Source organism: Erythrobacter sp. A6_0 (assembly GCF_017744235.1).
Lineage (GTDB): Bacteria > Pseudomonadota > Alphaproteobacteria > Sphingomonadales > Sphingomonadaceae > Qipengyuania.
In genome coordinates, this window is the sequence record NZ_JAGHQR010000002.1 from 87,352 (window position 1) to 113,236 (window position 25,885).

Here is a 25,885-nt window from a genome sequence, read left to right on the forward strand (position 1 = left end):
TCGCACCTTGATCTCGATCAAACGGGAGGAATTTATTTCCAGCGGGCCAGCGCCGCATGGTCGTCGCCACGCGGTTCGATCCAGTGCCAGGCGCCGTTCGCACCGTCTCCGCGCCGTTCGCGCTTCCAGAACCATGCGGCGGACTTGAGGTGGTCCATCAGATAATCCACCGCATCGAACGCGGCGCGGCGATGGCGCGCGGCGGCAGCCACCAGCACGATCCCCTCGCCCGGCTGCATCGTGCCGACCCGGTGCCAGACGAGCACCCCGTCGAGCGCAAATCGATCCAGCGCCTGCCCGGCGAGCTTTTCCATGCCCGGCAAAGTCAGCGGCTCGTAATGAGTCAGTTCGAGCGCCTTTACATCCTCACCCGGCCGCACCTTGCCGAGAAAGCTGGCGATCCCGCCCGCATGATCGTGCGTTGCGTTGAACGCGGCCAGCGCCTCGCCCGCCGACAGCCCCTTGTCGAGCAGGCGGACATCCGCCGGGCTTTCGAGGGTCAGCCTAGCCACCGCTGACCGGTGGGAGCAGCGCCACCTCGTCGCCGTCCTCGGCTCGCAGCGCGGTCTTGTCGGCCAGAACCTCTCCCGCGCAAGCGACATGGACGCGGGCGCTCCGCAATTGCTCGGCCACGACGGAGCCGGCCACCGCCAGCAATCCGTCCCAATCGAGCGGTGCGGACACTTCGAGCGAGTCGGTGCCCGCCGCCTCGCGCAGCGGGCCGAGAAAGACGATCCGGACCGCCATCAACCGCCCGTCACCGACATATGGCGCGGTTGCGAGGGCGCTTCGCCCGGCCCGTCGATCGCAAAGGAATGGCGTAAGGGCTTGATCGCCATCGCGCGCTGCATCGCGGCCTGCAACGCGCCGTCTCCGTCACCCTCGCGCAAGGCGGCGCGCAGATCGACGCGCTCTCCGCCGCCAAGGCAGGGATAGAGCTGGCCGGTGGTGGTCACTCGCACCCGGTTGCAGCCTTCGCAGAAATTCTGAGTCAGCGGCGTTATCAGGCCGAGCCTGCCGCCGGTTTCCGCCACATCGAAATAACGCGCCGGGCCGCCGGTCCGGTGATCGGACCCGGTCAGCGTCCAGCGTTCTTCCAGCCGGGCGCGAACGGTTTCGAGCGACAGGAAATGATCGAACCGATCCTCGTCCACCTCGCCCAGAGGCATCGCTTCGATCAGAGTGACCGAATGGCCTTCGGAATGCGCCCAGGCGATCAGGTCGGGCAGCTCGTCCTCGTTCCGGCCCTTCAGCGCCACCGTGTTGAGCTTGACCTCAAGACCCGCAGCCTTGGCCGCAGCGATCCCTTCCATCACCTTGTCCAGCGCATCGCGCCGGGTCAGTTCGGCAAACAGCGCCCGGTCGCGCGTGTCGAGCGAGACGTTGACGCGCCTGACGCCTGCCGCCGCCAGAGCGTCGGCATGCTGCGCCAATTGCGTGCCGTTGGTGGTAAGCGTGACTTCGTCGAGACCGGTTCCGATCTGCCGCCCCAGTGCGCGGACCAGATCCATCATGTCGCGCCGGACCAGCGGTTCGCCGCCGGTCAGGCGGATACGCCGGACGCCGTGGGCGATGAACGCCGTGGCCAGCCGATGCAGCTCTTCCAGCGTGAGCACTTCCGCCTTGGGGAGGAAGCGCATCTTTTCCGGCATGCAATAGGTGCATCGCAGATCGCACCGATCGGTGACCGACAGGCGCAGATAGGTGATGCGGCGTTGGAATGTGTCGACGAGCATGAACGCCCTATTGTGCCGGATCGCCCGCGCCCTGGCCATCCCCTTCGAGATATTGGCCGGTTATTCCGCGCGCTTCGCCGAGATAGGCTTCGAAAGCGTCCAGCGCGTCGCCGTGGCCCGCGACCACATTGGCGCGGGCTGGCGCGTGGGCGCGCGCAAGACCCGTGGCGAGCGCCAGCCGCCATTCGCGGTGCGTATGGTCTGCCGGCGGCAAGGCGATCATCACATCCTCACCGCTCGTCATGATCGCTTCGACCGACGCGAGATGATCGTGATGGAACGCGCCCGACGCGGCGAGCGGTGCCTCGGGCAGGTCGGCCAAGGTCACGCGCCGCATCAGCGCCGCTCGCGGTGGAGCGTGATGCCGATCTTCTCGCCCGCTTCGGCAATGGCGAGTTTCACGATCTTCACCGTCACCGCCTCGATCCGCTTATCCTGCAGGAACAGGGTCTCGCAGATGTGGTCCGCCACGGCTTCGATCAGCTTGAAATGCACGCCTTCCGGCAGTGCCCCGGACGCGGCGAATTTCAGATCCATGTAATTCTTGGAATGTTCGAGCGAGGTGTCGGGATCGTACTGGTCCAGCGGCTTCATCCGCGCCTGGATCGTGAAGCGCAGCGGTTGAGGCTTGCCGGTCTCCTCGGAATAGATTCCGGTGAGCACGTCGTGTTCGAAATCGGCGATTTCGAGAATGAGCGAATCGGTCATGCGTCCGCCCTAGCCCGGATTGGACCAGCGCGCGAAGATCGCGGTGGGAAGCAGGCGCGGATCGTCGCCCTGTTCCGCAACCGCCAGATCGCCGTGCTCGATCGTGCCGGGCAGGTCGGCGAACACCTCTGCCAGCAACCCGCCGAGCGCGAGGCTGCTCATGCGGACGGCATAGACGGTCAGGAAGAGGAAGCGGCTGTCCGCATCGAGCAGCTGGCGGCAATCCGAGACCAGCGGCGCCAGCCCCTCCTCGATCCGCCAGGTCTCGTTCTTCGGCCCACGCCCGAATTTCGGCGGGTCGAGGATAATGCCGTCATAGCGATTTTCGCGCCGCACTTCGCGGCTGGCGAACTTCATCGCATCGTCCACCAGCCAGCGGATCGGCCGGTCCTCGAGTCCCGAAAGAGCCGCGTTCTCGCGCGCCTGAGCGACCGATTTCTTGCTCGCATCGACATGGGTGACGGGGCCGTGCCCGCTCAGCGCGAGCGATCCCACCCCGGTATAGCCGAACAGGTTGAGCGTGGGGCGCGGTTCGCCCGCGCGCCCTTTGAGTCGCTCGCCCATCCAGTCCCACACCGGGGCCATGTCTGGGAAGAAGCCGAGATGGCGGAACGGCGTACACTGGGCGGTGAAGCGCACAGTGTCGCCCCAGCCCAGTTCCCAGCCATCTTCGGGAACGTCCGGCGATAGCTGCCACCGCCCGCCTCCATCCTCGTCGCTGCCCGGCACGAATTCGCCATGCGCGTCCCATTCGGCAAGGCGCGGCGCCCACAGGGCCTGCGGTTCGGGCCGGATGAAGCGATAGGGGCCGTAGGCCTCGAACTTGCGGCTATGCCCACTGTCGAGCAGGCGATAGGCATCCCACCCTTCGCCCACCATCAGAACCGAATTGCGGACCAGCTCCGCCATCAGCGCGCCTTGGCGAGGATATGCGCCTTCACCGCCTCGTAATCGCCCGGCAATTCGTCGAAGCGCTCCTCGCGCGCGAAAAGGTCGCCGACGCGGGTGGGCAGTGGGGGGCGCGTGCCCGTGGCCCGCTCCACCGCGTCGCGAAACTTGGCCGGGTGCGCGGTGGCGAGCGTGACCGTGGGCACAGTGGAGGGCAGATCCTGAAGCCGCGCCGCATGCAGGCCGATCGCGGTGTGGGGGTCGATGATCTCGCCCGCTTCCTCAGAAGCCCAGCGCATCGCCGCCGCCATGTCGTGCGCATCGGCGCGCGCGCTGGCGAACAGGGCAGCGCCGCCGCGCTGCGCATCCGTCAACCGCATGGCCCGCGCGCCTTCGAAGCCGCGCATCTGGTCCGCCATCGCCACGCCGTCGCGCCCGCCGACATCGAACAGCAGGCGTTCGAAATTGGAACTGACCTGGATGTCCATGCTGGGCGAGGCCGTAGGCGTGACGTCTCCGGCGGAATAATCCCCCTCGGACAGCGCGCGGTGGAGAATGTCGTTCACATTGGTGGCGACCACCAGCCGTTCGATCGGAAGGCCCATGCGCGCGGCGACATGGCCTGCGAACACATCGCCGAAATTGCCCGTCGGCACGCTGAAGGCGATGCGGCGCTCGGGCCCGCCGAGCTGAAGCGCGGCGGCGAAATAATAGACCACCTGCGCCATCAGCCGCGCCCAATTGATCGAATTGACCGCCCCGATCCGGTGTTTCGCGGTAACGTCCTCGTCGGCGAAGATCCGCTTCACCATCGCCTGCGCATCGTCGAAACTGCCGTCGATCGCGATGTTGTGGACGTTGGGCGCCAGCACCGTCGTCATCTGGCGGCGCTGCACGTCGCTGACCCGACCTGCGGGGTGCAGCATGAAGATCTCGACATTCTCGCGCCCGGCAACCGCATCGATCGCGGCGCTGCCGGTATCTCCGCTGGTCGCGCCCACGATGGTGAGGCGGCTGTCGTCGCGCGCGAGAAACTCCTCGAAAAGCAGGCCGAGCAATTGCAGGGCCACATCCTTGAAGGCGAGCGTCGGCCCGTGGAACAGCTCGAGCAGCCATTGACGCTCGTCGAGCTGGACCAGCGGTGTCACCGCAGCATGCGCGAACCGGCCATAGGCCTGCTCGCACAATTCGCGCAGACGCTCTGGAGAAAGACTGTCCCCGACGAAGGGCTGCATCACACGTGCCGCCAGCTCCGCATAGGGCATGCCGCGCATCGCCGCGATCTCGGCGGAGGAAAACTCCGGCCAGCGTTCGGGCAGGTACAGCCCGCCATCGCTGGCAAGACCTGTCAGCGTGACCTCGGCGAAATCGAGCGTGGGCGCCGCGCCGCGAGTGGAGATATATCGCATGGGTGCGCCGGTTAGCTCCGCCGGGCCAAGCGAGCAAGCGAGGCCCGCTTTACGCCCGTGAAGATCGGCTCACGCCGATGGGCGACGCCGCCTCAGCGCAAGCCAGTAGATCACCAGCGCAGTGAGCGCGAAGAAGAACCACTGGCCCGCATAGGCCAGATGATTGTTCGGAATCCCCGAAGGATCGGGGCGGGCAAGCGGTTCGAGCCCCGCGACCGGCGGTTCGCTGGCGACGAGCCGCGGCCCGGGCGCGATCACCCCCGTAACCTCGCCTCCGCTCCATTCAGCCGCGGCCGGTTCGCGCGTCCAGCCGAGATCGATGGCCACAGGCGCGCTCGCCCCCTTCACCTCGCACGAGGCGCGCTGCGCCCAGCCGCTCCGCGCGCTTGCACTGCGTCCGGCAGTGGGCTGGACGCCGAGCACGCGCAGGCAGTCGAGCGAACTGCGGCGGAACCAGTCCCGCTCCCCGTCCCCTCGAATCGGGAAGGCGACCGGGGCGGCGATGCCTTCGGCGGCGGCGTAGCGCGCGAGCAGCGCCTCCTTCTGTTCCAACCGCTGCAATTGCCACACGCCGAGTGCGACCATGACCGCAGCGGCGGCGAGGACGACTATCGTGGCGAATATGGGCACGCGTCTCACTCGTCGCGCCCCGCTTCACCGGCCTTGTTGCGGTATTCCGCGATCAGGAGGAGCGCCTTGGACACGCGAAGCCCTGCCAGCACCGCCGCCACCGTGACCGGAACCCAGATCACGATATGAACCCAGAACGGCGGGCGCACCGACAGGTCGAGCCAGATCGCAAGCCCGGTAATGAGCGCGCCGATGATCAGCGTCAGAAAGCCTGCCGGACCGTCGCCCACATTGAAGCGCGTGAAATCGAGCCCGCAGGCGCGGCACCGCTCCGCGAATTTCACCGGACCGTCGAACAGCGTTCGCGCGTCGCAGCGCGGGCAGCAACCGAAAAGGGCGGCCTCTGCGAGAGAGGGCCGCCCTTTCGTGTTTTCCGGTGCATCGTCCGGAGAACCGGGCTGATCCGTCAATGGATTTCCGCGCCCCAGCCGCCCCAGACATAGACGACCACGAAGAGGAACAGCCACACCACGTCGACGAAGTGCCAGTACCACGCCGCCGCTTCGAAGCCGAAATGCTGGCGCGGGGTGAAGTGGCCGAGATAGGTGCGGCGCAGGCAGACGATCAGGAAAATCGTGCCGATCAGAACGTGGAAACCGTGGAAGCCGGTCGCCATGTAGAAGGCGCTGGAATAGGTGTTGCCGCCGAATGCGAACGGGGCGTGCATGTATTCGTAGGCCTGGATGAAGCTGAACACCACGCCGAGCAGGATCGTGGCCCACAGGCCCTTTTTGAGGCCTTCGCGATCGCCATGGATCAGCGAATGGTGCGCCCAGGTCACCGTGGTGCCCGAACACAGCAGGATCAGCGTGTTGAGCAGCGGCAGGCTGAACGGATCGATCACCGCCTCGATCGCTTCGGGCGGCCAGACCCCGCCGACTACTTCGGACAGCACGCTTGGGAACAGCGAGAAGTCGAACCAGCTCCAGAACCAGCCGACGAAGAACATGACTTCGGAAGCGATGAACAGGATCATCCCGTAGCGCATGTGCAGCTGGACCACCGGCGTGTGGTCGCCGCGCTCGGCTTCCTTCACGATGTTGGAGAACCAGGTGAAGAAGGTGGCGATAAGACCGGCGATGCCGAGACCCAGGATCAGGTATCCACCCGCCATGTCGTGCATGAAGAATACCATGCCGGTGGTGAACACCAGCGCCGACAGCGAGCCGACGAACGGCCAGATATCGGGTTCGAGAATGTGGTAGTCGTGATTTACGGTGCCGGCCATGGTCTCGTATCGTCCTGTTGGTCTGTCGCCTTCGCCCTTATCGCGCGCGTGGCCGATGGTCTAGGGGCTAGTGTCCGGTTTCCCTATCGCAGGCGTCCCGCTCACCCTTCGGGCGAATCCTTCGCCTTGTGGAAGGTGTAGCTCAGCGTGATCTGTTCGACGTCCTTGGCGTTCTCGTCTTCGAGGATCGCGGGGTCGATGTAATACAGCACCGGCATGCGGACTTCCTGGCCCGGCATCAGCGTCTGTTCGGTGAAGCAGAAGCACTGGATCTTGTTGAAATAGCGCCCGGTCTGTTCCGGCTCGACATTGAAGGTGGCCGTGCCGGTGATGGGTACGTTGCTGTTGTTGCGCGCAGTGTAGAACGCCATGTCGCGCTGGCCGATCTGGACGGTATCGGTCGATTGGACCGGCTGGAACGTCCACGGCACATCGCGCGCCGTGCTGGCATCGAAGCGCACCGAAATCGCCTTCGCCCCGGCGCTGAGCGCGGCCTGCGCGGCGATATCGGCATCGCTTTCGCTGGCGCGCTGCGTCGTCCCGCCGAAGCCGGTGACGCGGCAGAAAAGATCGTAAAGCGGCACGGCGGCATATCCCATGCCCAACATGAACAGCGCGCCCAGCAAGGCATAGAGGGCAGTGCGGGAATTGCGGTTTTCGAGAGGCGCAGTCGCCACGGTCAGTCTCCCATGCGAACGATGGTGATGGCGTAGAACAACACGACCAGGAACAGCAGCACCCCGGCCAGCACCAGATTGCGCGTCTTCTGGCGGCGCTTCAGTTCGGTCTCTTCCTCGGGCGTCATGCGATTACTCCGGCATCGATCAGCAGGCGGTCGGCGACCAGCGCGGCGAACAGGGCGAACAGGTAGAACACGCTGAAGGCGAACAGTCGCTTTTCAGGCCGCATTCCGTCGCCCGGTGCTGCCTGCCGCATTCCGACCGGCAGCGAAAGCGCAAGGAAGGCAAGCGTCAGTGCGAGCGCCGCAATCCCGTAGACCGGGCCCGTCCCGCCGATCGCCCACGGGGCGACCGCGACGGGCACCAGAGCCACGCAATAGGCGACGATCTGGCGGCGGGTGGATTTCTCGCCCCGGACCACCGGCATCATCGGAATGCCGACCTTGGCGTAATCCGACTGCACGAACAGGGCCAGCGCCCAGAAATGCGGCGGAGTCCATACGAAGATGATCGCGAAAAGGAGGATCGGCATCGCCGTGATCTCTCCCGTCACCGCGATCCACCCGATCAGCGGGGGAAATGCGCCCGCCCCTCCTCCGATCACGATATTCTGCGGCGTGCGCGGTTTCAGCCAGATCGTGTAGACGACCGCATAATAGACGATCGAGACAGCCAGAATGGCGGCGGCGAGCCAACCGATCGCCAGCCCCATCACCATCACCGATCCGACGGACAGCATGATACCGAAATCGCGCGCATCCTCGCGCCGCATCCGCCCGGTAGGGAGCGGGCGGTTGGACGTGCGCTTCATCCCCGCATCGATATCGGCTTCCCACCACTGGTTGAGCGTGGCCGCCCCGCCCGCGCCCAGTGCGATGCACAGGATCGCGGTGAAGCCGAGCACCGGATTGATCGATCCCGGCGCGGCAAGCAGGCCGCACAGGCCCGTAAACACGACCAGTGTCATCACCCGCGGCTTGGTCAGCGCGAAGAAGTCCCGCCAGTCGGCAGGCATGGCAAGGGGAGCGGTGGATTGAGTCATCGGATATAGGCCATCGGGGGTTTGCCCCGCCTATACAGGGACGCGATCGAAAGGGAAAGCGGGCGCGGGTAAAGCGGGCGGTGTCAGCCGCGGCTGTCCCGCGTTTGCGACCGCATCAATGCACCTTCCACTTGAAGCGCCGCTCCTTTCCCGATCGACGCTCCAGCGAAGCCATCTTCGCGGCGGCGGCCTTGCGCTTTTTGCGCTCCAGAAGCGCCAGAACCTCCGCTTCGGGCAAAGGCTGTCCGAGGAAATAGCCCTGACCGAAATTGGCCCCCAAATGGAGAGCGGTATCGCGGTCCTCCTCGGTCGCGATAAATTCGGCGACGCTTTCAAGCTTCATCGCCGACAGCATCTTGATGACGCCGTTCAGCATATCCCGACCGGCACTGTTGCGAGCTTCCTGAATAAGCGATCCGTCGATCTTCACCTTGTCGAACCGGATTTCGCGCAGATAGACCAGCGAGGCGAAGCCTGCGCCGAAATCGTCCAGCACGATGCGGCACCCCGCCTGGCGCAACTCCTCGATATTGCGCCGGGCGGCGTCGAAATTGATCATCATCGCCGTTTCGGTAATTTCCAACTGCAGGCGATGGAGGGGAAAGCCGCTCTGCTCGACCAGCGAGACGATCTCGCCTGCGGCATCCTCTGCGCAGATATGGGCAGCGCTCAGATTGAACGAGAGGCGGCAGTCTGAATCCCAGCGGCTTGCAAATTGCAACGCCTTACACAGCAGCGCGGTCGTTATGTCGCGGATTGTCCCGGTGCGCTCTGCGATGGGTATGAATTGGGACGGTGAGATTTCGCCGAGCGTCGGATGATACCAGCGCGCAAGGGCCTCAAACGAGGATAGTTTGCCGTTCCTCAAATTGACGATCGGCTGATAGGCGAGCGAGAACTGTTCTAGTGCGCCGCGTTTCGACATCGCCGCCTCGATCGCGTTCAGGCGTGTGGCATCGATCCTGATGGCATCGTCGAAGACCCGGATCGTATCCAATCCTTCGCGCTTGGCTACGTAGAGGGCGGAATCGGCGTCCTGCAATGCCTGCGCAACGCCGATCTCAGGGCAATAGAGAATTCTGCCGCCCGCGCTGCTTCCGATCGTCACCAGCGAACCGGACATGCGCATGGGGCGGCGCAGGCGCATCAACGCACGATCGCAATGGGACGCAAGCTCGCCCAATTCCTGTGTGTTCGATGTGCCGCCGACGAACACTCCAAACTCGTCCCCACCAAGCCTGCCAACGATAGCCGAGCCGGGAAGCGCCCTTTGGAGACGTCGCGCGACGAAGCGCAGGACGAGATCGCCGGCAAAATGCCCATAGAGATCGTTGATCGGCTTGAAGCGATCGAGATCGATCACCGCCAGCATCCCGCCTTGCCCATACAGAAGAGCGGCTTCGACGTCGCGAATGAAGGCGTAGCGATTGCGGACCCCGGTCAGGCCATCGAACTCCGCGCGATATTGTGCGCTGCGCCGTGCCTCCATCAGGTCGAAATTGGTTTTCTCCGCCTGCGACAAAGCTTCGTCGGCATCGACCTGCGCGCCGAAGAGCTTCAGGCGCGTCTTGTGGCTCAGCTCCGCAAGATAGAAGGAGATGGCAGTCAGCACCGCTCCCGCGATGGGAACGGCGAGGAGTCCGTTTGGAAATCGAAAGGCGGCGAGCAGAACCAGGGGAAAAGCGAAGCACGCAAAGGCGACGCGCGAGGCATAGATGATGCCACTCAGCGCGGCCCCTTGCGTCAGGGCCGCAAGCAGGCCGACGCCCAAAACCTTCAGCCACAAGAAAGCGTCCGGACCGGCTGCGTCAATCTCGAAAACCAGATCGATGTAGAAATACGCCTGAACGCACGACAACATGACGACCATGACGCCCGTAAAGCGGGCGGTGGCCGCATTGGTGTCCTCGCTCTGGCCCTCGACTGGAGGCGACACCCAGTGACGAAAGCGCAGCAATACTGCCAACAGAAGAAATCCTCCGACAATTTGTGTCGGAAGTCGATCAGGAAAACTCGCTGCAATGCTGGCGAAAGGCACCAGGATCGCAAGATAATAGACGAAAATGATGTCGCGTACGGAGCGGATGCGCTCTCTGCCGAACTCGACCAAGTTCGCGTCTTCACCGGAGAATCCGATCATCCGGTCGAAACGCTCGACGATTTTCACGCAGTTTCCTCCATGGAAGCGCAAAAATACACCAAGGCGTCCTAATTCGCGCTGAATGGCGCTTCGGTAAATTTACGGGGGTGCTACTGCCGTCCTTTCAGCGCGCAGTTCCTACCGGTGATGCCGGAAAGCGCCTCGGTGTGGATCAACCGTTCTTCTGGCGGGGCCGATGCTTCCTATACGATCGGTATCGCGGCGCAGCCTGGTCAGGCCTCCAGCCCCTCCAGCCAGTCGATAAGGATGCGCGTGACCGCTTCCGGCTTTTCCTGCTGCGTCCAATGACCCACACCTGACAGGATATGCCCCTCCACCTTGGGCGCGAACATCCGCATCATGGCGACAGGATCGCTCACCGCCCCGAACAGGAAGGTCGCCGGATCGCTTGTCCCGCCGATGAAGAGGCTGGGCTGCTCGATTTTACGGTCCTTATATCCCTGCAGCCACGCGAAATCGCGCTCGTGATTGCGATAGCGATTGAGCGGTCCGCGAAAACCGGACTGGCGGAATTCGGCCTCGTAGAAATCGAGATCGTCCTCGGTCAGCCAGGCGACCGGCGCGGGATCGGGCAGGCCCTCCAGAAAGGTCGCCCCGTAGGGTTTGTCGAAATGATTGCCGGGGGGCGCATCGCCGCTGATCGCGTACATCATCCGCTGGACGAAATCGCGCGGATCCTTTTCCGCCTCGGCTTCGGCAACGCCGGGCTCCTGAAAATATTCCTGGTAGAAGAATTTGCCCTTGTCGGTGAAATGCTGGCGGAAAACTTCGGTAAAGGGGCGCTGCGGTACACCGGCAAACGGTACCGACAGGCCCGCGACGGCGCGGAAATGATCCGGGTTCGTCAGAGCTGTGTTCCACACGATCGGCGCACCCCAGTCGTGGCCGACCAGGATCGCCTTCCGCTCGGGTGAGAGCGCCGTTTTCAGCCCGACAAGGTCGCCGACGATCTTTTCGAGCGCATATTCCTCGATGGCCTGCGGCTTGTCCGATCCGCCGTAGCCGCGCACGTCGATTGCACAGGCGGTGTAACCGGCTTGCGCCACCGGTCCGAGCTGATGGCGCCAGCTATACCAGCTTTCGGGGAAGCCGTGGACGAAGATGACGAGCGGCGCGTCGGACGAGGGATCGCCCTCGATCGCGCATCGCAGGCTGATGTCACCGACATCGACAGTTCGCATTTGGGGCATTGAGCGTCCTCTCACCAGATCGGACGGCACTCTAACCCTTCGCTGCGGGCGAAGTCGAGCGTGCGATGCGCTGTCTGATTTCGATCTCGCATTCGATGCGCACAGCAAAACGGCCGGTCCACTGGGACCGGCCGTCGATTGTTTCCGATTGTCGCGAGGCGTGACCGGATCAGGCGGGCTCGCGCTGATCGGCCGGGCGGTGATCGTGATAGTCGTGATGCTCTTCGATCACAGGCAAGGTTTCGAACTGGTGGAACGGCGGCGGACTGGACAGCGTCCATTCCAGCGTCGTTGCACCCGGACCCCACGGATTGTTGCCCACCTTCTTGCCCGCCACGAAGGCGTAGACGAGATTGGCGAAGAACAGCAGCATGCTGGCAGCCATGATGACATAGCCCCACGAGCTGATCGCGTTCCAGTATTCATAAGCCGGGGTGTAGTCAGGATAGCGGCGCGGCATGCCCTGGAGGCCCAGGAAGTGCTGCGGGAAGAAGATCACGTTCACGCCGATGAAGAAGCCCCAGAAATGCGCGTGAGCGAGAAATTCGCTGTGCATCCGGCCGCTCATCTTCGGGAACCAGTAGTAGAACGCCGCGAACAGCGAGAACACCGCACCCATGGAAAGCACGTAGTGGAAGTGCGCGACTACGAAATAGGTATCGTGGACCACATCGTCGATACCGCCATTGGCGAGATAGACGCCGGTCACGCCGCCCACGGTGAACAGGAAGATGAAGCCCATCGCCCACACCATAGGGGATTTGAACTCGATCGATCCGCCCCACATCGTGGCGATCCAGCTGAAGATCTTCACGCCGGTCGGCACCGCGATCACCATGGTCGCCGCCGTGAAATACATCTTCGTGTTCACGTCGAGGCCGACCGTATACATGTGGTGCGCCCACACGATGAAGCCGACCACGCCGATCGCAACCATGGCGTACGCCATGCCGAGATAGCCGAACACCGGCTTGCGGCTGAAGGTCGCCACGATCTGGCTGACCATGCCGAAGCCCGGCAGGATCATGATGTAGACTTCCGGGTGGCCGAAGAACCAGAACAGGTGCTGGTAGAGCACCGGATCGCCGCCGCCCGCCGGATCGAAGAAGGTCGTTCCGAAGTTACGGTCGGTCAGCAGCATGGTGATGGCGGCCGCAAGCACCGGCAGTGCAAGCAGCAGCAGGAAGGCGGTGACCAGCACCGACCACACGAACAGCGGCATCTTGTGCAGGGTCATGCCCGGCGCGCGCATGTTGAAGATGGTGGTGATGAAATTGGTCGCGCCAAGGATCGAGCCCGCGCCGGCAAGGTGCAGCGCGAAGATCGCGAAATCGACGGCCGGGCCCTGGCTACCCGTAGTGGATAGTGGCGCGTAGACGGTCCAGCCGGTGCCCGCACCGGGGCCGGTGCCGCCGGGAACGAACATCGAGAAGATGAGGCTGAAGAAACCCGCAACGGTCAGCCAGAACGACACGTTGTTCATACGCGGGAACGCCATGTCCGGCGCGCCGATCATCAGCGGAACGAACCAGTTGCCGAAACCGCCGATCATGGCGGGCATGACCATGAAGAACACCATGATCAGGCCGTGTGCGGTGATGAACACGTTCCACATGTGGAGCGAGGTGTCGAAATCCGACGTCCCGCCCATCAGCTGGGCCCAATAGGTCAGGTACTGGATCCCGGGCTCGTGCAGCTCGGCACGCATGATGCCCGAGATCGCGCCGCCGACGATGCCCGCGACGATCGCGAAGATCAGGTAGAGCGTGCCGATGTCCTTGTGGTTGGTGGACATGAACCAGCGCGCAAAGAAACCGGGCGTGTGATGCGCGTCATGATCGTGCGCATGATCCTCGGTATGGGGCTGGAAGTTGTCGGCGGTGGTAGCCATGGTCTGCTGTTCCTAGCGCTCGGTAAGTCGTCTGTGTCGTTCGATCGGTATCGGTCGGTGTATATCAGGTCGTCGGCGACGTGTCTTCAGTCGGCGGGGCACCTGCGCCCGGCGCGCCGGGCTCGGCGCTTTCGGGGCCCTGGATCGGCGCCAGCTCGGGCGCGGCATCCTCGGCATCGCCGAAGGTACCACCCTGGGCGAGCACCCAGGCGCGCCACTGGTCGACCGGAAGAGCTTCGATCGCGATCGGCATATAGGCGTGGCGCGCTCCGCAAAGCTCGGAACACTGGCCATAATACACGCCCGGCTCGTCGATCGTCAGCAGGCGCTCGTTCAGACGGCCCGGGATCGCGTCGATCTTGAACCACAGGCTCGGAATGGCGAAGCTGTGGATCACGTCCGCGCCGGTGGTCTGCAAGCGGATCGGCACGCCGACCGGAAGTACGAGACGATTGTCGACCGCCAGCTGCGGCGGCTCGCCCTCGGCGACGGCCTGCGCTTCGTCCTTCATGTTCGAAATGATCTCGAACCCGCCATTGTCGGGATAGGTGTAGCCCCAATACCACTGATACCCGGTCGCCTTGACGGTGACGGCATCTTCCGGCGGCGTTTCGTACTGACGCGCCAGCAGCGAGATGGAGGGAATCGCAATGCCGACCAGGATCAGGACCGGAACCAGCGTCCAGGCCACTTCGAGCGCGGTATTGTGAGTCGTCTTCGACGGGGTCGGATTGGCGCGGCGGTTGTACTTCACAACCACCCAGATGAGCAGAGCGAGCACGAACACGCTGATGACCACCATCACCCAGAACAGGCCGAAGTGAAGGCCACGCGCGAATTTGCCGATTTCGGAATGCTGGTCCTGAACGTCGATACCGGCATAGACCGGCATGCCCTTACCTTCGGTCGGAGCCATTGGCGTGTAGCTGCTGCTCGGATCCACGACCGCATCGGGATCGGCGACTTCGGCCGCCTGATCGTCGGGCACCTGTTCGAGCGCGGCGGGCGGCGTGATCGCCGGAGCCGGAGCGACCAGATCGCCGGACTGCAAGGTCGTTTCCGATTGCGCCTGCGCCGGGTTCGCCGCGACGAAGGCGGCCGCGAAGGCGAGCGCCAACAGGACGACGAGGCCCGCAAGAATGCGGGAGAGGCCGGGGCGGGATGCGGTAGGATTAAGGATCGACATGCTGTTCCGCTTCGCTAGGCGGGTGCCCCTTCACGCGACAGGAGGGCTCCCCGTGATCGAAAAACGTCCTGGGCAGCGCATAAGCGCCCTATGCCCACGGGCCGGTTCGGAACGGCCTATAAGCGCGGTTTGCCCCGGCCTCAAGCGCGCGGGGAAAAAAATACGTTTTGCCTGGGAACCTAACCCGGTTCGCGACCGGTGCTCGAGGAGCGGCAGACTGCCCCAGGCGCTCATGGGGCTTGCAGAACGCACCGCAACAGGCTTTGAACCCGCGCCATGAACGACCCCATGACAGACGAAACCATCCTCGCCGAATTTCGCGCCAGCGAAGCCCTGCTCGAAGGGCATTTCCTGCTCTCCTCCGGCCGCCATTCCGCGCATTATCTCCAGTGCGCGCGCGTGCTCATGGATGCCGAGCGCGCCGGAAGGCTGGCCCGCGCGCTGGTCCAGCGCCTTCCGCGAGAGCTGCGCAGCCGGATCGACATGGTCGTGAGCCCGGCCATGGGTGGACTTATCATCGGGCACGAAATCGGCCGCGCGCTGGAAAAAGGCGCGATTTTTCTGGAACGCCCCGACGGCGTCTTCCATCTGCGGCGCGGCTTCCGGCTGGAAGCGGGGCAGAAGGTGCTGATGGTGGAAGATGTCGTGACCACGGGCCTATCGAGCCGCGAGGCGATCGCGGCGGTGGCGCGCGAAGGCGGCGAGGTGATCGCCGAAGCGGCGCTGGTCGACCGCAGCAATGGGTCGGTCGATCTGGGCGTGCCTTTCTATCCCCTGCTCGACATCAACTTCCCGACCTATGCAGAGGACGATGTGCCGCCAGAACTCGCCGCCATTCCCGTGACCAAGCCCGGCAGCCGCGCCTGAGATGACGCGCGGCTCTCCCCTGCGCCTGGGCGTGAATATCGATCACGTCGCCACGATCCGCAATGCGCGCGGCGGCGATCATCCCGATCCGGTGCGCGCCGCTGAGATCGTGGCCAGCGTGGGCGGTGACGGGATCACCGCCCATCTGCGCGAGGATCGCAGGCATATCCGCGATGCCGATCTCAAACGCATTCAGGAAGCGACCGACCTTCCCCTGAATCTCGAAATGGCGGCGACCGAGGAAATGCTGGCGATCGCGCTGGCCCATGCGCCGCATGCGGCCTGCATCGTCCCCGAAAAGCGCGAGGAACGCACCACCGAAGGCGGTCTGGATGCGGCGGGCCTGCACAACACGCTGGCGCCAATCGTCGATCGCCTGCGCGAAGCGGATATCCGCGTCTCGCTCTTCATCGAGGCGCAGGAGCGACAATTGGATGCGGCCCTGCGGCTGGGCGCGCCGGTGGTCGAATTTCACACCGGGGAATACGCCCATGCCTTCGAATCCGGCGACAGCGAGCGGACCGCGCGCGAACTGAAGCGCATTGCCGATATGGCCGCCCTCGCCGCGAAGAACGGGATCGAGCCGCATGCGGGCCACGGGCTGACTTACGAGAACGTCCAGCCCATCGCCGCCATTCCCCAGCTCGCGGAACTGAATATCGGCCATTATCTGGTGGGCGAGGCGGTTTTCGTCGGCCTGGAACAGGCGGTGCGGCACATGCGCGAATTGATGGACGACGCGCGCTGATGACGAATGCCTCGTCATCGCGGGACGGTGTGCTGGCGCTGGCCGCCGCGATACCGTTTCTCTTGAGCCTTGCCCTGCTCGGCTTCGCGCTGAGCCGGCAGACCCTGCTCGCCTTCGCGATCGGCTGGCCGCTGGTCCAGGTGTTCGGTTACGGCGGCTCGCTCAAGCTGGCGAAGGGCACGATCGATCACCCGCTCGTCAAGACGCAGATCGTCCTGCACTGGATGATGCTGGCCCTTTTCATTGCTATTCTGGTGCGCGCGACATGATCATCGGCCTCGGCTCGGACCTCTGCAATATCGAGCGAATCCAGTCCTCTCTCGACCGCTTCGGAGAACGCTTCGAAAATCGTGTCTTCACCGAGACGGAACGCGCCAAAGCGCGCAAGCGCCCCTTCACCATCGCCGGAACCTACGCGAAGCGCTTCGCCGCCAAGGAAGCGTTCTCGAAAGCGGTCGGCACCGGTTTTCGGCGCGGCGTGTTCATGAAGGATATCGGCGTCATCAACGCTCCCTCGGGCGCACCCACGCTCGCGCTGACCGGAGGGGCTGCAAAGCGCCTTGCGGAAATGGTGCCGCCCGGCCATGAGGCGCATGTTCATCTCACCCTCACCGACGATCACCCATGGGCGCAGGCCTTCGTGATCATCGAGGCCTTCCCCGCATGAGTAGCTCCCCCGCCGTGACCAAACGCGCTTCCGATACAAAGCAAGATGGCGAGGAAAACGTCAACTGGCTGGCCGAACTGCGCGGCCTTCTGGTGATGCTGCTGGCCGTGTTCGCCTTCCATAGCCTGGTGGCGAAGCCATTCTATATCCCGTCCGAATCGATGATGCCGAACCTGCTGGTCGGCGATCGCCTGATCGTGAGCAAATACCCCTATGGCTGGAACTGGTCATCGATCAGCTTCCACCTCGCCCCGCGTGGAGATTGGCGCATCTTCGGATCGACTCCCGAATATGGCGACATCGTGATCCCCGTCCATCCAGAACGGGACGAGGATTATATCAAGCGCGTGGTCGGCCGTCCGGGCGACCGGTTCGAGGTCAGGAACGGCCAGATCATCCTTAACGGTGTGCCCGTGCCCCAGAAGGTCGAGCCGCCGGTCGATATTCCGGTCGATCTCAATTCGACCTGCAACGATTATCCGGAAATGAAGACCACCCTGCCATCGGGCGAACGGGTGTGCGAAATGCCGATCCTGCGCGAAACGCTGCCCAATGGGGCGACCTATCGCATCATCGATCATCTCGATCAGGGGCTCGACAATTATCCCGAGATCGTGATCCCCGAAGGCCATGTCTTCGTGATGGGCGACAATCGCGACCATTCGGCGGACAGCCGCGCCAGTATCGGCGCGCTCGGCCTTGGTGGGCCGATTCCGCTGGAAAATATCGGCGGGCGCGCGGAATTCATCACCTTCTCGCTCGATGGGACGACGAACTGGAACCCGATCAGCTGGTTCACCTCGCTACGGGAAGGCCGCGCTTTTACTACTCTGCGCCCACCCATCGTAGAGTCCGCCGCGCCCGCTCCGAAGGACTGATATATGGCAGACGGCGATTCTTCCGCTGACGGCAGCGCAGGCGCCAAGGGCGAAGCCAGAATCGGAACCAGTCCCTCCCGCCTGACCGATCCGGCGATGCGCGAAGAGATGCGGCGGGCCTTGGTCTGGGCTGGGGTGATCGGCCTGATCGTGCTGACGGTCTATATCTCGCGCTCGCTGCTGGTGGTGTTCGGCGCGCTGGTCTTTGCCGCCATGATCGATGGCGGCGCGCGCCTGCTTGGGCGTATTCTGCCGATCGCACGCGCCTGGCGCGTGGCGCTTGTGCTGATCCTGTCCGTGCTCTTCTTCGTCTGGCTCGGCTATTTCGCGGGCTCGACGATTTCTAGCGAAGCCGCGCAGTTCCCGGAGCTTGTCCAAGGACAGATTTCCGACCTGTTGGCCTGGGCGCAAGGCAAGGGCCTTCAGATCGATCAAAGCCAATTACAGAACTACGCGGGCAGCATCACAAGCGGCATCGGCACCCTGACCAGCGCGCTGGGCGGTATTCTGGGCGGCCTGACCACCATCGTCCTGATTCTGATCATCGGCATCTACGTCGCGGTGGAACCCAGGCTTTACGAACGCGGCGTCGCCTGGATGATGCCGCGCGAGCGGCGCGATTCCTTCCACGTCACCGTCGCGCGCATGGCGCATACGCTGCGCCGCCTTATGGCCGGGCGGCTGCTCGGCATGTTCGTGGAAGGCGTGTTCACTTACATCATGCTCGCCTGGGTGGCTCCGCTGGTCGGGATCGGCGCGGTTCCGATGGCATCCCTCCTGGCGATCCTGACCGGCCTGCTCGCCTTCGTGCCGAACCTCGGCGCGCTGGTGTCGGGCGTACTAATGGCGCTGGTCGGATTTTCGGGCGGGATGGATATGGGGATCTACACAATCGCAGTGTATTTCTTCGTCCAGAATTTCGACGGCTACGTCGTGATCCCGATGATCGCGAAAAAGACGGTCGACCTCGCGCCAGCGCTGGTGCTGGCCGCGCAATTGGTCATGGGCGTGCTGTTCGGGATCATCGGCATCTTCCTTGCCGATCCGCTGCTTGCGATGCTCAAGGTCGCGCTGGAACGCCGCGCGGAAGAGAACGAGGCCAAGGGCGAGCGGGTCGCGAGCCTTGCGGAAGGGTCCAAGAGTGGCGCGTAAGTTCCTGTATGTCATTGCCGTTCTGATCGTGCTCGTGATTCTGGGCGCGATCGCCCTGTCGATCTGGTCGCGACAGGCGACAGAGATCGCCTTCGTTCCGCGCGGAGAATTCGTGGAGCAGGAACCGCTTGCCGAAAACGCGTATCAGGATCCGGCGATGTGGTATTCGCGTCCCGGCCTCGGCACCGACGATCCGGCGCGCTATCAGCCTGCCCTCGCCCCGGTTCCGGAAGACTCGGCGAGGGAAACGCCTTCCCCGCAAGCGCCCGCTGCGGAACGCGGCCTCGGCACATCCGCTCCGGTGCTGGAGCCTGAAACCAGCCGCCGGGCCGACCCGGTCGAGGCGGAGGACATCCCCGATTTCGCGGTCTTTTTCGTACCGCCCACCAGCTATATCCAGGCGGGAGGGGACTGGAACGCCTCGCTCGAAGACGGGCTGACCGACGATCGCGCGCGTCTGTTCCTGCGCGGCATGGCCAGCGCCTTCAATCGCGCCGACGAGATCTGGGCCCCGCGCTATCGCCAGGCCGCTGTCGGCGCCTTCCTGACCGACCGGCCCGAAGCGGTGATGGCGATCGATGCCGCCTATGCCGACGTGCGCGATTCCTTCCGCTATTTCCTCGACAGCGTCGACCCCGACAAGCCCATCGTGCTTGCGGGCCACAGCCAGGGTTCGCTCCATGTCCTGCGCCTGTTGATGGACGAGGTTCGCGGCACGCCCATCAGCGACCGGATCGCAGCCGTCTACGCGCCCGGCTGGCCGATCTCGGTCGATCACGACCTGCCAGAACTGCCCTTCCCCGCCTGTGCTGCCGCCGGGCAGACCCAGTGTGTGCTATCGTGGTCGAGCTTTGCCGACGGGGGCGATCCCGATTTCATCATGCGCCGTTATTCCAGCACGCCCGGCTTCGATGGCGAGCCGCGCGGCGAAGGCCCGATCCTGTGCGTCAATCCGCTGACCGGCGGCACCGGCGGTTCGGCACCGGCGTCGCGCAATCTGGGTACGCTGGTGCCCGACGAGACGATGACGCGGGCCGATCTCGTGCCCGAGGCCGTCCCGGCGCGCTGTGACGAGCGCGGCCTCCTCCTGATCGGCGATCCCCCGCGCATGGGCGAAGGCGTACTGCCGGGCGACAATTACCACGTCTACGACATCCCCCTGTTCTGGGCGAATGTGCAGGCCGACGTGGTCGAGCGGGTGCGGGCATGGATCGACCAGCGCTCGTAACCGATTTCGCGCGGGGTTTCGGCGATGCGCTGCCCGATGGCGGCGCGCTGCTGGGGCTCGATCTCGGCACAAAGACCGTCGGGATCGCGACCTGCGATGCCGGATGGCGCTATGCGAGCCCGGGCAAGACGCTGCCGCGCGGAAAATTCACCAAGGATTGCGGCAAATTGCGCGAGATCGTGAACGAACGGTCGATCGCGGGCGTGGTCATCGGCCTGCCCCGCAACATGGATGGCAGCGAAGGCCCCCGCGCGCAGGCGAGCCGCGCCTATGCCAAGAACCTCGCCGCAGCGCTGGAGCTGCCGGTGCTCCTGTGGGACGAGCGCTGGTCGACCGCCAGCGCCGAAGCCGCGCTGATCGGCCAAGATATGAGCCGGGCCAAGCGCGCGACCCGGATCGACAGCCACGCTGCGGCAGTGATCCTCCAGGGCGCGATCGACAGCCTCGCGGGCAGCGCGTTCTAACCGCCCGGCCGTTTTCCCGGCTTGTCATTCCCCGATCCGGCGGGCAGACGCCCGCCCATGTCCGACACGCAAACCGCCTTCGATCTTGCCGCCGCCGCGCCCTTTTTGGCATCGCGCGCCCATAATGGCTGGCTTGGCCTGCGCTTTTCCGATCACGGAGAGGATTGGGTGGAGATGGAACTGCCCTGGCGCGATGATCTGCTGGGCGAGGAAGGCCGCGACGTGCTCGCCTCCGGGCCGATCGTCAGCCTGCTCGACATGGCCGGTGGACTGTCGATTTGGGCACGGATGGGCAAATTCCGCGCCATCGCCACGCTCGATCTGCGGGTCGATTACACCCGCCCCGCGCGCGAGCGAGCCTCGGTCTTCGGGCGCGTCCAGTGCTATCGTACAACGCGCTCTGCCGCTTTCGTGCGCGGCATCGCGCATGACGGCGATCCGGACGATCCGGTCGCGCATATGCAGGCGGTCTTCATGACGGTCGACAAGCGCACCGTCGATCTGCCGAGGGAAACGAGCGGGGAGACGGCCCGTGGCTGACACGCCCGATATCGCCCTGCTGACGCCCTATGCCCGCTCGCTCGGCATTTCGCTCGACCGGTGGGACGGGGAAGCGCCCGTGCTGCGGGTGGACTTTTCCGAAGCGGTGCTGGGACGCCCCGGCGCGCTGCATGGCGGCGCGATCAGCGGCCTGCTGGAAACGGCGGGATATGGCGTGCTGCGCGCGGCATTGGCCCGCAGCGGGCGCGAGGCCGGTTTCGTGCCGATCAACATCACGGTCCAGTTCATGCGCGCCGGCAATGAAAAGCGCAGTTTCGCCCGCGCGCGCATCGTCAAGCTGGGACGGCGCACGGCCAATCTGTCGGTCGAAGCGTGGCAGGACGATCCGCTTAAGCCGATCGCCAGCGCGGTGATGAACGTGATGATCCGCGACGCGGATTAGAAGTTTTCGACGTCCGCCGCGCGCTCCTCGGCTTCGCGGCGTATCTCCTCGGCGCGGCGGCGTGCTTCTTCGATCCGTTCCGAATCGACGCGTACGCCCCCTTCGTTGAGGCGAACGTCGAACGGCTCGCCATTGAGATCGGTCGAATAGATCAGTTCGCCTTCGCGGATCTGCAGGCGCGAGCCGTCTTCCATCGGGATATCCGCGCCGTCCGGCACATCGAGCGGTTCGACCGGCCCGCCCGGATCGGCCTGTTCGGTCGGGTTGCTGCGCGGTGCGGGGGCGGCGCCGATCGCCTGCCGCATGAAATCCCTCCAGATGCGCGCAGGCACCGTACCGCCGCTGACCTTGCCCAGCGGGGAATTGTCGTCGTTTCCGACCCAGACGCCCACGACCAGCCGATCCTCGCCCTCGCCCGCATAGCCCACGAACAGCGCATCGCGATTGTCCTGCGTGGTGCCGGTCTTGCCGTAATTGGGGACCGACAGCATGGCGGCACGGCCAGTGCCGGAATTGACCGCCTGGCGCAGCATGGCCTCCATCGCCTCGTGCTGGCGGCCGGACAGGCTGTCCGGCCCGTCCATCAATTTCTGCCACCAGCTCCGCTCGGGCCGGACGAAAGCGTGCGGCTCCACAGGGAAGGCATTGCCCGCAATCCCGGCATAGGCGGCGGTCAGCTCCAGAAGGCTCATCGTATTGGTGCCCAGCGCCAGGCTGGGATCGCCTTCGGCCAGCGCGGACGACACGCCGAGATCGCGCGCCGCCTGGATCACCGCCTCGCTCCCCACCTCGCCATACAGGCGCACGGCAGCGACATTGCTGGACTGCGCGAAGGCTTCGCGCAGCAGCAGGCTTTCGGAATAGCGGCCCAGCGCGTTCTTGGGGCGATAGCTGCCTTGCACGATCTCGGTGTTGTCGATGCGGTCGTCGGGATCCCAGCCGTTCTGAAGCGCGGCGAGATAGACGAACAGCTTGAAGGTCGATCCGGGCTGGCGCTTCGCCTGCGTGGCCCGGTTGAACGGCGATTTGGCGTAATCGGTGCCCCCGATCATCGCCACCACCTCGCCATTGGGTCGCATCGCCACCAGCGCCACCTGTGCGCCGCCCAGAGAAGCCCGGCTCGTCACCTGGCGGGCGACATTCTGCAACCGGCTGTCGAGCGTGGTGGTCAGGGTCTGCCGCTCGTAGCCGCTTTCCGCCAGCTCGCGCGCCTGCGGCAGGGCCCAATCGGCGAAATAGGTGCCGGTCGGCAGGTCGCTCTTGGTCCTGACGTCGAGCGCGGGCGGGCGAATGCGCGCCGCCTCGGCCTCGGTCAGATAGCCCGCCGCCACCATCGCGCCGACCACCGTCTGCATCCGCCGTTCGGCCCGCTCGTAATGCTTGACCGGATTGTAACGCGAGGGCGCCTGCACCAGGCCGGCCAGCATCGCCGCCTGACTGTCGGTCAGGTTTTCGGGCCTGCGATAGAAGAAATGGAGGCTCGCCGCGCGCAGGCCATAGACGTTGTCGCCGAAATAGGCGTTCGACAGATAGCGTTCGAGAATCTCGTCCTTGGTGAGCCAGCTTTCCAGCCAGAAGGCGATCAGCATCTCGCGCGCCTTGCGGGTCAGCGTCTGTTCGGACGTCAGGAAGGTGAACTTGGCGAGCTGCTGGGTGATGGTCGATCCGCCGCCATATCCGGTCCAGGCGGCACGCGCGATGCCGCGCGGATCGATTCCCCAATGCGAATAGAAGCGCCGGTCCTCAACGGCCAGAAACGCCTCGACCACATGCGGCGGCAGTGTGGCGATCTTGACCGGCTCGTCGACGATCGCGCCGTTGCGCGCTATCGGCGTTCCGTCGGCGGCCAGAAGCGTAATCTGCGGCGGCGCGATCGGTTCGAGCGATTTGTTGAGCGGCGCGGTTATCGCCAGCCAAGCGACCAGCAGAATGAATACGCCGATCGCGGCCGCAACAATGCGAACCGCCCACCAGCGTTTGCGCCGGTCGCGCCAGTAAGCGGGGCGCCACCACGGAAGACGTCGCCGCTCCTCGCTCTCGATCGCCTGGTCGACATGGCCGAGCCGGGCATCCCAGTCGTCATAGGCTGGCGTGCGGGGATCGGGACGGAAGGCCGTGAACCGCTCGTCGTCATCGTCGTCGGGATCGGGGCCCAGCCCGTCATGCAGCGCGAAATAGCCGCGATGCGGAGCAGGTTCCGCATCGTCGTTACGCTTGCGCCGGAAAGAATCGAACAGGCCCATCGCCTACTGTGCTAGTCTAACAACACAGTCATTTCTAGTGGGGCGAAGCTTAACCCTTGCCGACCACGCTCTCAGGCAGGTCCTCGCCGAACACGCGCTGGTAGTATTCGGCCACCAGCATCCGCTCTTCCTCGTCGCATTTGTTGAGGAAGCTGAGGCGGAAGGCGAAGCCGACATCCTTGAAGATCGCATAGTTCTGCGCCCAGGTGATGACCGTGCGCGGGCTCATCACGGTCGAGATATCGCCATTGATGAAGCCCTGGCGCGACAGGTCGGCAACCTTGATCATGTCGGCCAGCATCTTCGGGTCGAGATCGGGGTTCTTCGCCGCGACGATGGCCTGCTCGGTCTCGGCGGGCAGATAGTTGAGGCCGACCACGATATTCCAGCGGTCCATCTGCCCCTGATTGATGGCCTGCGTGCCGTGATAAAGGCCGCTCGTATCGCCGAGGCCGACCGTGTTGGAGGTCGCGAACAGGCGGAAGTTCGGATCGGGCCGGATCACGCGGTTCTGATCGAGCAGCGTCAGCTTGCCCTGCTGTTCCAGCACGCGCTGGATCACGAACATGACGTCCGGGCGGCCCGCATCGTATTCGTCGAACACGAGCGCCACGGGGTGCTGCAAGGCCCAGGGCAGCAGGCCTTCGCGGAACTCGGTCACTTGCAATCCGTCGCGCAGCACGATCGCATCGCGCCCGATCAGGTCGATACGGCTGATATGCGCGTCCAGATTGATGCGGATGCACGGCCAGTTGAGGCGCGCGGCGACCTGTTCGATATGAGTCGACTTGCCCGTGCCGTGATAGCCTTGCACCATCACCCGGCGATCATGCGCGAACCCGGCCAGGATCGCCATCGTGGTATCGGGTTCGAACACGTAGCTGTCGTCCCGATCCGGCGTGCGCTCGTCCGGCTTGGAGAAGGCCGGGACCTGCCAGTCGATATCGATCCCGAACGTCTCGCGCACGTCCACCGTGGTGTCGGGCGCGGTCAGCACGGTTTTGGCGGAAGGTTCGAAGCTTTTGTCGGTCGTGTCGCTCATCGCAGGCGGACCTAGGCATTTATCCTGCGAGCGCCAACCCTATATTGGATAGCGATGCCGACAGATCCCCTTTCCGAACGCCTGCGCCTCGCCCTTGTCGGCAGGGTGCGCGCGGTGTTCAACGACGCGCAAAGCGGCGAACAGCCGGTGCCGCCATCGGAAGAGGCCCTGTTCGAGAAGGACAGCCCGATCCGCATGGTCCATGCCGATGTCGTCGGCATGATGGTGGGCGGGATACGCGGGCTGCTGTTGCAGATGCTGCATCCCCACGCGCTGCAAGGCGTGCTCGACCATTCCAATTTCCGCGCCGACATGCACGGGCGGCTGCGCCGCACCGCGCGCTTCATCGCGACGACGACCTTCGGCCATCGGGACGAGGCGATGCAGGCGATCGAGCGAGTCAATCGCATCCACGCGAAAGTGGGCGGAACGCTACCCGACGGCACGCCGTACTCCGCAACCGATCCCCGCACGCTCGCCTGGGTGCATGTGGCGGAGGCGACCAGTTTCCTCGCCGCCTATCTGCGCCATGTCCGTCCGGGGATGCCGGGGCACGAACAGGACGAATATTATCGCCAGTTCGCCGTGATCGCCCGCGCCCTGGGGGCCGATCCGGTCCCGATCGACCGCAACGAGGCCGAAACGATCTTTCGCGACCTGCGAAGCGATCTGACGACGAGCCCCGAAGCGCGCGAGATCGCCGATCTGGTGCTCAACCAGCGGCCAGAAGGTGCGCCACCGGCAGTGCAGGCCATGCTCGGCGGCGAAGCAGTGGCGTTGCTACCGCCTTTCGCGCGATCCATGCTTGGGCTGGAGCGGCCCGGCCTGTCCGCCCTGCCCGCCCGCGCCGCGACCTGGGGCATGGGCAAGACGCTGCGCTGGGCCTTCCGGCAAAGCTGACGGC

At 64.7% G+C, this 25,885-nt stretch carries 31 protein-coding genes; 12 read left to right on the forward strand and 19 right to left on the reverse strand.

Features of this window, described 5'->3' with window-relative positions; genetic code table 11:
• Nucleotides 1-32: 32 nt before the first annotated feature.
• The 14 genes from J7347_RS06110 to J7347_RS06170 form a co-directional block, all read right to left on the reverse strand.
• Complete coding sequence (locus J7347_RS06110) at nt 33-512, reverse strand: molybdenum cofactor biosynthesis protein MoaE (protein ID WP_348521579.1); 480 nt, start codon at nt 510-512, stop codon at nt 33-35.
• Nucleotides 505-747, reverse strand: coding sequence for a MoaD/ThiS family protein (locus J7347_RS06115; RefSeq protein WP_067681907.1), 243 nt, complete (start codon nt 745-747; stop codon nt 505-507). The genes J7347_RS06110 and J7347_RS06115 overlap by 8 nt, the downstream gene beginning before the upstream one ends.
• Nucleotides 747-1,736 (reverse strand): GTP 3',8-cyclase MoaA, encoded by a 990-nt coding sequence (gene moaA, locus J7347_RS06120; protein ID WP_209161337.1) that lies wholly within the window; start codon nt 1,734-1,736, stop codon nt 747-749. The genes J7347_RS06115 and moaA overlap by 1 nt, the downstream gene beginning before the upstream one ends.
• A 7-nt stretch (nt 1,737-1,743) precedes the next feature.
• Nucleotides 1,744-2,073, reverse strand: coding sequence for a Rossmann fold domain-containing protein (locus J7347_RS06125; protein ID WP_209161338.1), 330 nt, complete (start codon nt 2,071-2,073; stop codon nt 1,744-1,746).
• Nucleotides 2,073-2,444 carry a dihydroneopterin aldolase gene (locus J7347_RS06130; RefSeq protein WP_067681921.1) on the reverse strand — a complete coding sequence of 124 codons (372 nt, stop codon included), beginning with the start codon at nt 2,442-2,444 and terminating at the stop codon, nt 2,073-2,075. Before J7347_RS06130 ends, J7347_RS06125 begins: the two co-directional genes overlap by 1 nt.
• Before the next feature lie 9 nt (nt 2,445-2,453).
• Nucleotides 2,454-3,353 (reverse strand): class I SAM-dependent methyltransferase, encoded by a 900-nt coding sequence (locus J7347_RS06135; protein ID WP_209161339.1) that lies wholly within the window; start codon nt 3,351-3,353, stop codon nt 2,454-2,456.
• On the reverse strand, nt 3,353-4,741 hold the full coding sequence (thrC, locus tag J7347_RS06140) for a threonine synthase (protein ID WP_209161340.1): 1,389 nt from the start codon (nt 4,739-4,741) through the stop codon (nt 3,353-3,355). Before thrC ends, J7347_RS06135 begins: the two co-directional genes overlap by 1 nt.
• Before the next feature lie 69 nt (nt 4,742-4,810).
• A complete protein-coding gene (locus J7347_RS06145) occupies nt 4,811-5,371 on the reverse strand; it encodes an SURF1 family cytochrome oxidase biogenesis protein (protein ID WP_348521580.1) in 561 nt (186 codons plus the stop codon).
• A 5-nt stretch (nt 5,372-5,376) separates the two neighbouring features.
• Nucleotides 5,377-5,781, reverse strand: coding sequence for a DUF983 domain-containing protein (locus tag J7347_RS06150; RefSeq protein ID WP_209161342.1), 405 nt, complete (start codon nt 5,779-5,781; stop codon nt 5,377-5,379).
• Nucleotides 5,778-6,599 carry a cytochrome c oxidase subunit 3 gene (locus tag J7347_RS06155; RefSeq protein WP_067681936.1) on the reverse strand — a complete coding sequence of 274 codons (822 nt, stop codon included), beginning with the start codon at nt 6,597-6,599 and terminating at the stop codon, nt 5,778-5,780. The genes J7347_RS06150 and J7347_RS06155 overlap by 4 nt, the downstream gene beginning before the upstream one ends.
• 101 nt (nt 6,600-6,700) lie before the next feature.
• Nucleotides 6,701-7,276 carry a cytochrome c oxidase assembly protein gene (locus J7347_RS06160; protein ID WP_209161343.1) on the reverse strand — a complete coding sequence of 192 codons (576 nt, stop codon included), beginning with the start codon at nt 7,274-7,276 and terminating at the stop codon, nt 6,701-6,703.
• Between the two features lie 2 nt (nt 7,277-7,278).
• Complete coding sequence (locus J7347_RS13420) at nt 7,279-7,404, reverse strand: hypothetical protein (protein WP_255362978.1); 126 nt, start codon at nt 7,402-7,404, stop codon at nt 7,279-7,281.
• Entirely contained in the window at nt 7,401-8,321 is a 921-nt protein-coding gene (locus tag J7347_RS06165; RefSeq protein WP_209161344.1) for a heme o synthase, read from the reverse strand. The genes J7347_RS13420 and J7347_RS06165 overlap by 4 nt, the downstream gene beginning before the upstream one ends.
• 115 nt (nt 8,322-8,436) lie before the next feature.
• The gene (locus J7347_RS06170) at nt 8,437-9,933 is read right to left on the reverse strand and encodes an EAL domain-containing protein (protein WP_209161345.1); all 1,497 of its coding nucleotides are present in this window, start codon (nt 9,931-9,933) and stop codon (nt 8,437-8,439) included.
• On the opposite strand from J7347_RS06170, the gene J7347_RS06175 reads away from it, so the two are divergent.
• The gene (locus tag J7347_RS06175) at nt 9,892-10,533 is read left to right on the forward strand and encodes a hypothetical protein (RefSeq protein ID WP_197465563.1); all 642 of its coding nucleotides are present in this window, start codon (nt 9,892-9,894) and stop codon (nt 10,531-10,533) included. The two genes, J7347_RS06170 and J7347_RS06175, sit on opposite strands and share 42 nt — an antisense overlap.
• Nucleotides 10,534-10,694: 161 nt before the next feature.
• Here the strand turns inward: J7347_RS06175 and J7347_RS06180 are convergent, their stop codons facing one another.
• From J7347_RS06180 to coxB, 3 genes are all read right to left on the reverse strand, one after another.
• Complete coding sequence (locus J7347_RS06180; RefSeq protein WP_067681951.1) at nt 10,695-11,672, reverse strand: alpha/beta hydrolase; 978 nt, start codon at nt 11,670-11,672, stop codon at nt 10,695-10,697.
• Between the two features lie 169 nt (nt 11,673-11,841).
• Complete coding sequence (ctaD, locus tag J7347_RS06185) at nt 11,842-13,563, reverse strand: cytochrome c oxidase subunit I (protein ID WP_209161346.1); 1,722 nt, start codon at nt 13,561-13,563, stop codon at nt 11,842-11,844.
• Nucleotides 13,564-13,627: 64 nt separating this feature from the next.
• Nucleotides 13,628-14,749, reverse strand: a complete 1,122-nt coding sequence (gene coxB / locus J7347_RS06190; RefSeq protein ID WP_209161347.1) for a cytochrome c oxidase subunit II — start codon at nt 14,747-14,749, stop codon at nt 13,628-13,630.
• A gap of 288 nt (nt 14,750-15,037) precedes the next feature.
• On the opposite strand from coxB, the gene pyrE reads away from it, so the two are divergent.
• From pyrE to J7347_RS06240, 10 genes are read left to right on the forward strand one after another with little or no spacing between them, the layout of a single operon-like run.
• Nucleotides 15,038-15,616 carry an orotate phosphoribosyltransferase gene (gene pyrE / locus J7347_RS06195; protein WP_209161711.1) on the forward strand — a complete coding sequence of 193 codons (579 nt, stop codon included), beginning with the start codon at nt 15,038-15,040 and terminating at the stop codon, nt 15,614-15,616.
• Nucleotide 15,617: 1 nt separating this feature from the next.
• Nucleotides 15,618-16,364, forward strand: a complete 747-nt coding sequence (locus J7347_RS06200; RefSeq protein ID WP_209161348.1) for a pyridoxine 5'-phosphate synthase — start codon at nt 15,618-15,620, stop codon at nt 16,362-16,364.
• On the forward strand, nt 16,364-16,633 hold the full coding sequence (locus J7347_RS06205) for a pyridoxal phosphate biosynthetic protein (protein ID WP_209161349.1): 270 nt from the start codon (nt 16,364-16,366) through the stop codon (nt 16,631-16,633). Before J7347_RS06200 ends, J7347_RS06205 begins: the two co-directional genes overlap by 1 nt.
• Nucleotides 16,630-17,031, forward strand: a complete 402-nt coding sequence (gene acpS, locus J7347_RS06210; protein ID WP_209161350.1) for a holo-ACP synthase — start codon at nt 16,630-16,632, stop codon at nt 17,029-17,031. Before J7347_RS06205 ends, acpS begins: the two co-directional genes overlap by 4 nt.
• A complete protein-coding gene (lepB, locus tag J7347_RS06215; protein WP_209161351.1) occupies nt 17,028-17,909 on the forward strand; it encodes a signal peptidase I in 882 nt (293 codons plus the stop codon). Before acpS ends, lepB begins: the two co-directional genes overlap by 4 nt.
• 3 nt (nt 17,910-17,912) lie before the next feature.
• The gene (locus J7347_RS06220; RefSeq protein ID WP_209161352.1) at nt 17,913-19,061 is read left to right on the forward strand and encodes an AI-2E family transporter; all 1,149 of its coding nucleotides are present in this window, start codon (nt 17,913-17,915) and stop codon (nt 19,059-19,061) included.
• Nucleotides 19,051-20,289 (forward strand): DUF3089 domain-containing protein, encoded by a 1,239-nt coding sequence (locus J7347_RS06225; RefSeq protein ID WP_209161353.1) that lies wholly within the window; start codon nt 19,051-19,053, stop codon nt 20,287-20,289. Before J7347_RS06220 ends, J7347_RS06225 begins: the two co-directional genes overlap by 11 nt.
• Entirely contained in the window at nt 20,268-20,753 is a 486-nt protein-coding gene (ruvX, locus tag J7347_RS06230) for a Holliday junction resolvase RuvX (protein WP_209161354.1), read from the forward strand. Before J7347_RS06225 ends, ruvX begins: the two co-directional genes overlap by 22 nt.
• A gap of 57 nt (nt 20,754-20,810) precedes the next feature.
• Nucleotides 20,811-21,293: a PaaI family thioesterase gene (locus J7347_RS06235; RefSeq protein WP_067681977.1), complete on the forward strand. Its 483-nt coding sequence runs from the start codon at nt 20,811-20,813 to the stop codon at nt 21,291-21,293.
• Nucleotides 21,286-21,696: a PaaI family thioesterase gene (locus J7347_RS06240; RefSeq protein ID WP_067681981.1), complete on the forward strand. Its 411-nt coding sequence runs from the start codon at nt 21,286-21,288 to the stop codon at nt 21,694-21,696. The genes J7347_RS06235 and J7347_RS06240 overlap by 8 nt, the downstream gene beginning before the upstream one ends.
• On the opposite strand, the gene J7347_RS06245 is transcribed toward J7347_RS06240, so the two are convergent.
• Both J7347_RS06245 and J7347_RS06250 read right to left on the reverse strand, forming a co-directional pair.
• Nucleotides 21,693-23,939 (reverse strand): transglycosylase domain-containing protein, encoded by a 2,247-nt coding sequence (locus J7347_RS06245; RefSeq protein WP_209161355.1) that lies wholly within the window; start codon nt 23,937-23,939, stop codon nt 21,693-21,695. The genes J7347_RS06240 and J7347_RS06245 overlap by 4 nt on opposite strands.
• Before the next feature lie 49 nt (nt 23,940-23,988).
• Nucleotides 23,989-24,981, reverse strand: coding sequence for an AAA family ATPase (locus J7347_RS06250; RefSeq protein WP_067681987.1), 993 nt, complete (start codon nt 24,979-24,981; stop codon nt 23,989-23,991).
• Between the two features lie 54 nt (nt 24,982-25,035).
• Here J7347_RS06250 and J7347_RS06255 point away from each other — a divergent pair, with 54 nt between their 5' ends.
• Complete coding sequence (locus tag J7347_RS06255; protein WP_209161356.1) at nt 25,036-25,881, forward strand: oxygenase MpaB family protein; 846 nt, start codon at nt 25,036-25,038, stop codon at nt 25,879-25,881.
• Nucleotides 25,882-25,885: the final 4 nt, after the last annotated feature.

Coding starts and splice junctions, on each gene's coding strand:
- J7347_RS06155 (WP_067681936.1), bottom strand. CDS start 6,599: ATGGCCGGCACCGTAAATCACGACTACCACATTCTCGAACCCGATATC.
- J7347_RS06220 (WP_209161352.1), top strand. CDS start 17,913: ATGGCAGACGGCGATTCTTCCGCTGACGGCAGCGCAGGCGCCAAGGGC.
- ruvX (WP_209161354.1), top strand. CDS start 20,268: ATGGATCGACCAGCGCTCGTAACCGATTTCGCGCGGGGTTTCGGCGAT.
- acpS (WP_209161350.1), top strand. CDS start 16,630: ATGATCATCGGCCTCGGCTCGGACCTCTGCAATATCGAGCGAATCCAG.
- J7347_RS06255 (WP_209161356.1), top strand. CDS start 25,036: ATGCCGACAGATCCCCTTTCCGAACGCCTGCGCCTCGCCCTTGTCGGC.
- pyrE (WP_209161711.1), top strand. CDS start 15,038: ATGACAGACGAAACCATCCTCGCCGAATTTCGCGCCAGCGAAGCCCTG.
- J7347_RS06245 (WP_209161355.1), bottom strand. CDS start 23,939: ATGGGCCTGTTCGATTCTTTCCGGCGCAAGCGTAACGACGATGCGGAA.
- J7347_RS06200 (WP_209161348.1), top strand. CDS start 15,618: ATGACGCGCGGCTCTCCCCTGCGCCTGGGCGTGAATATCGATCACGTC.
- J7347_RS06205 (WP_209161349.1), top strand. CDS start 16,364: ATGACGAATGCCTCGTCATCGCGGGACGGTGTGCTGGCGCTGGCCGCC.
- ctaD (WP_209161346.1), bottom strand. CDS start 13,563: ATGGCTACCACCGCCGACAACTTCCAGCCCCATACCGAGGATCATGCG.
- J7347_RS06165 (WP_209161344.1), bottom strand. CDS start 8,321: ATGACTCAATCCACCGCTCCCCTTGCCATGCCTGCCGACTGGCGGGAC.
- J7347_RS13420 (WP_255362978.1), bottom strand. CDS start 7,404: ATGACGCCCGAGGAAGAGACCGAACTGAAGCGCCGCCAGAAGACGCGC.
- J7347_RS06250 (WP_067681987.1), bottom strand. CDS start 24,981: ATGAGCGACACGACCGACAAAAGCTTCGAACCTTCCGCCAAAACCGTG.
- J7347_RS06180 (WP_067681951.1), bottom strand. CDS start 11,672: ATGCCCCAAATGCGAACTGTCGATGTCGGTGACATCAGCCTGCGATGC.
- J7347_RS06125 (WP_209161338.1), bottom strand. CDS start 2,073: ATGCGGCGCGTGACCTTGGCCGACCTGCCCGAGGCACCGCTCGCCGCG.
- J7347_RS06115 (WP_067681907.1), bottom strand. CDS start 747: ATGGCGGTCCGGATCGTCTTTCTCGGCCCGCTGCGCGAGGCGGCGGGC.
- thrC (WP_209161340.1), bottom strand. CDS start 4,741: ATGCGATATATCTCCACTCGCGGCGCGGCGCCCACGCTCGATTTCGCC.
- J7347_RS06235 (WP_067681977.1), top strand. CDS start 20,811: ATGTCCGACACGCAAACCGCCTTCGATCTTGCCGCCGCCGCGCCCTTT.
- lepB (WP_209161351.1), top strand. CDS start 17,028: ATGAGTAGCTCCCCCGCCGTGACCAAACGCGCTTCCGATACAAAGCAA.
- J7347_RS06135 (WP_209161339.1), bottom strand. CDS start 3,353: ATGGCGGAGCTGGTCCGCAATTCGGTTCTGATGGTGGGCGAAGGGTGG.
- J7347_RS06130 (WP_067681921.1), bottom strand. CDS start 2,444: ATGACCGATTCGCTCATTCTCGAAATCGCCGATTTCGAACACGACGTG.
- moaA (WP_209161337.1), bottom strand. CDS start 1,736: ATGCTCGTCGACACATTCCAACGCCGCATCACCTATCTGCGCCTGTCG.
- coxB (WP_209161347.1), bottom strand. CDS start 14,749: ATGTCGATCCTTAATCCTACCGCATCCCGCCCCGGCCTCTCCCGCATT.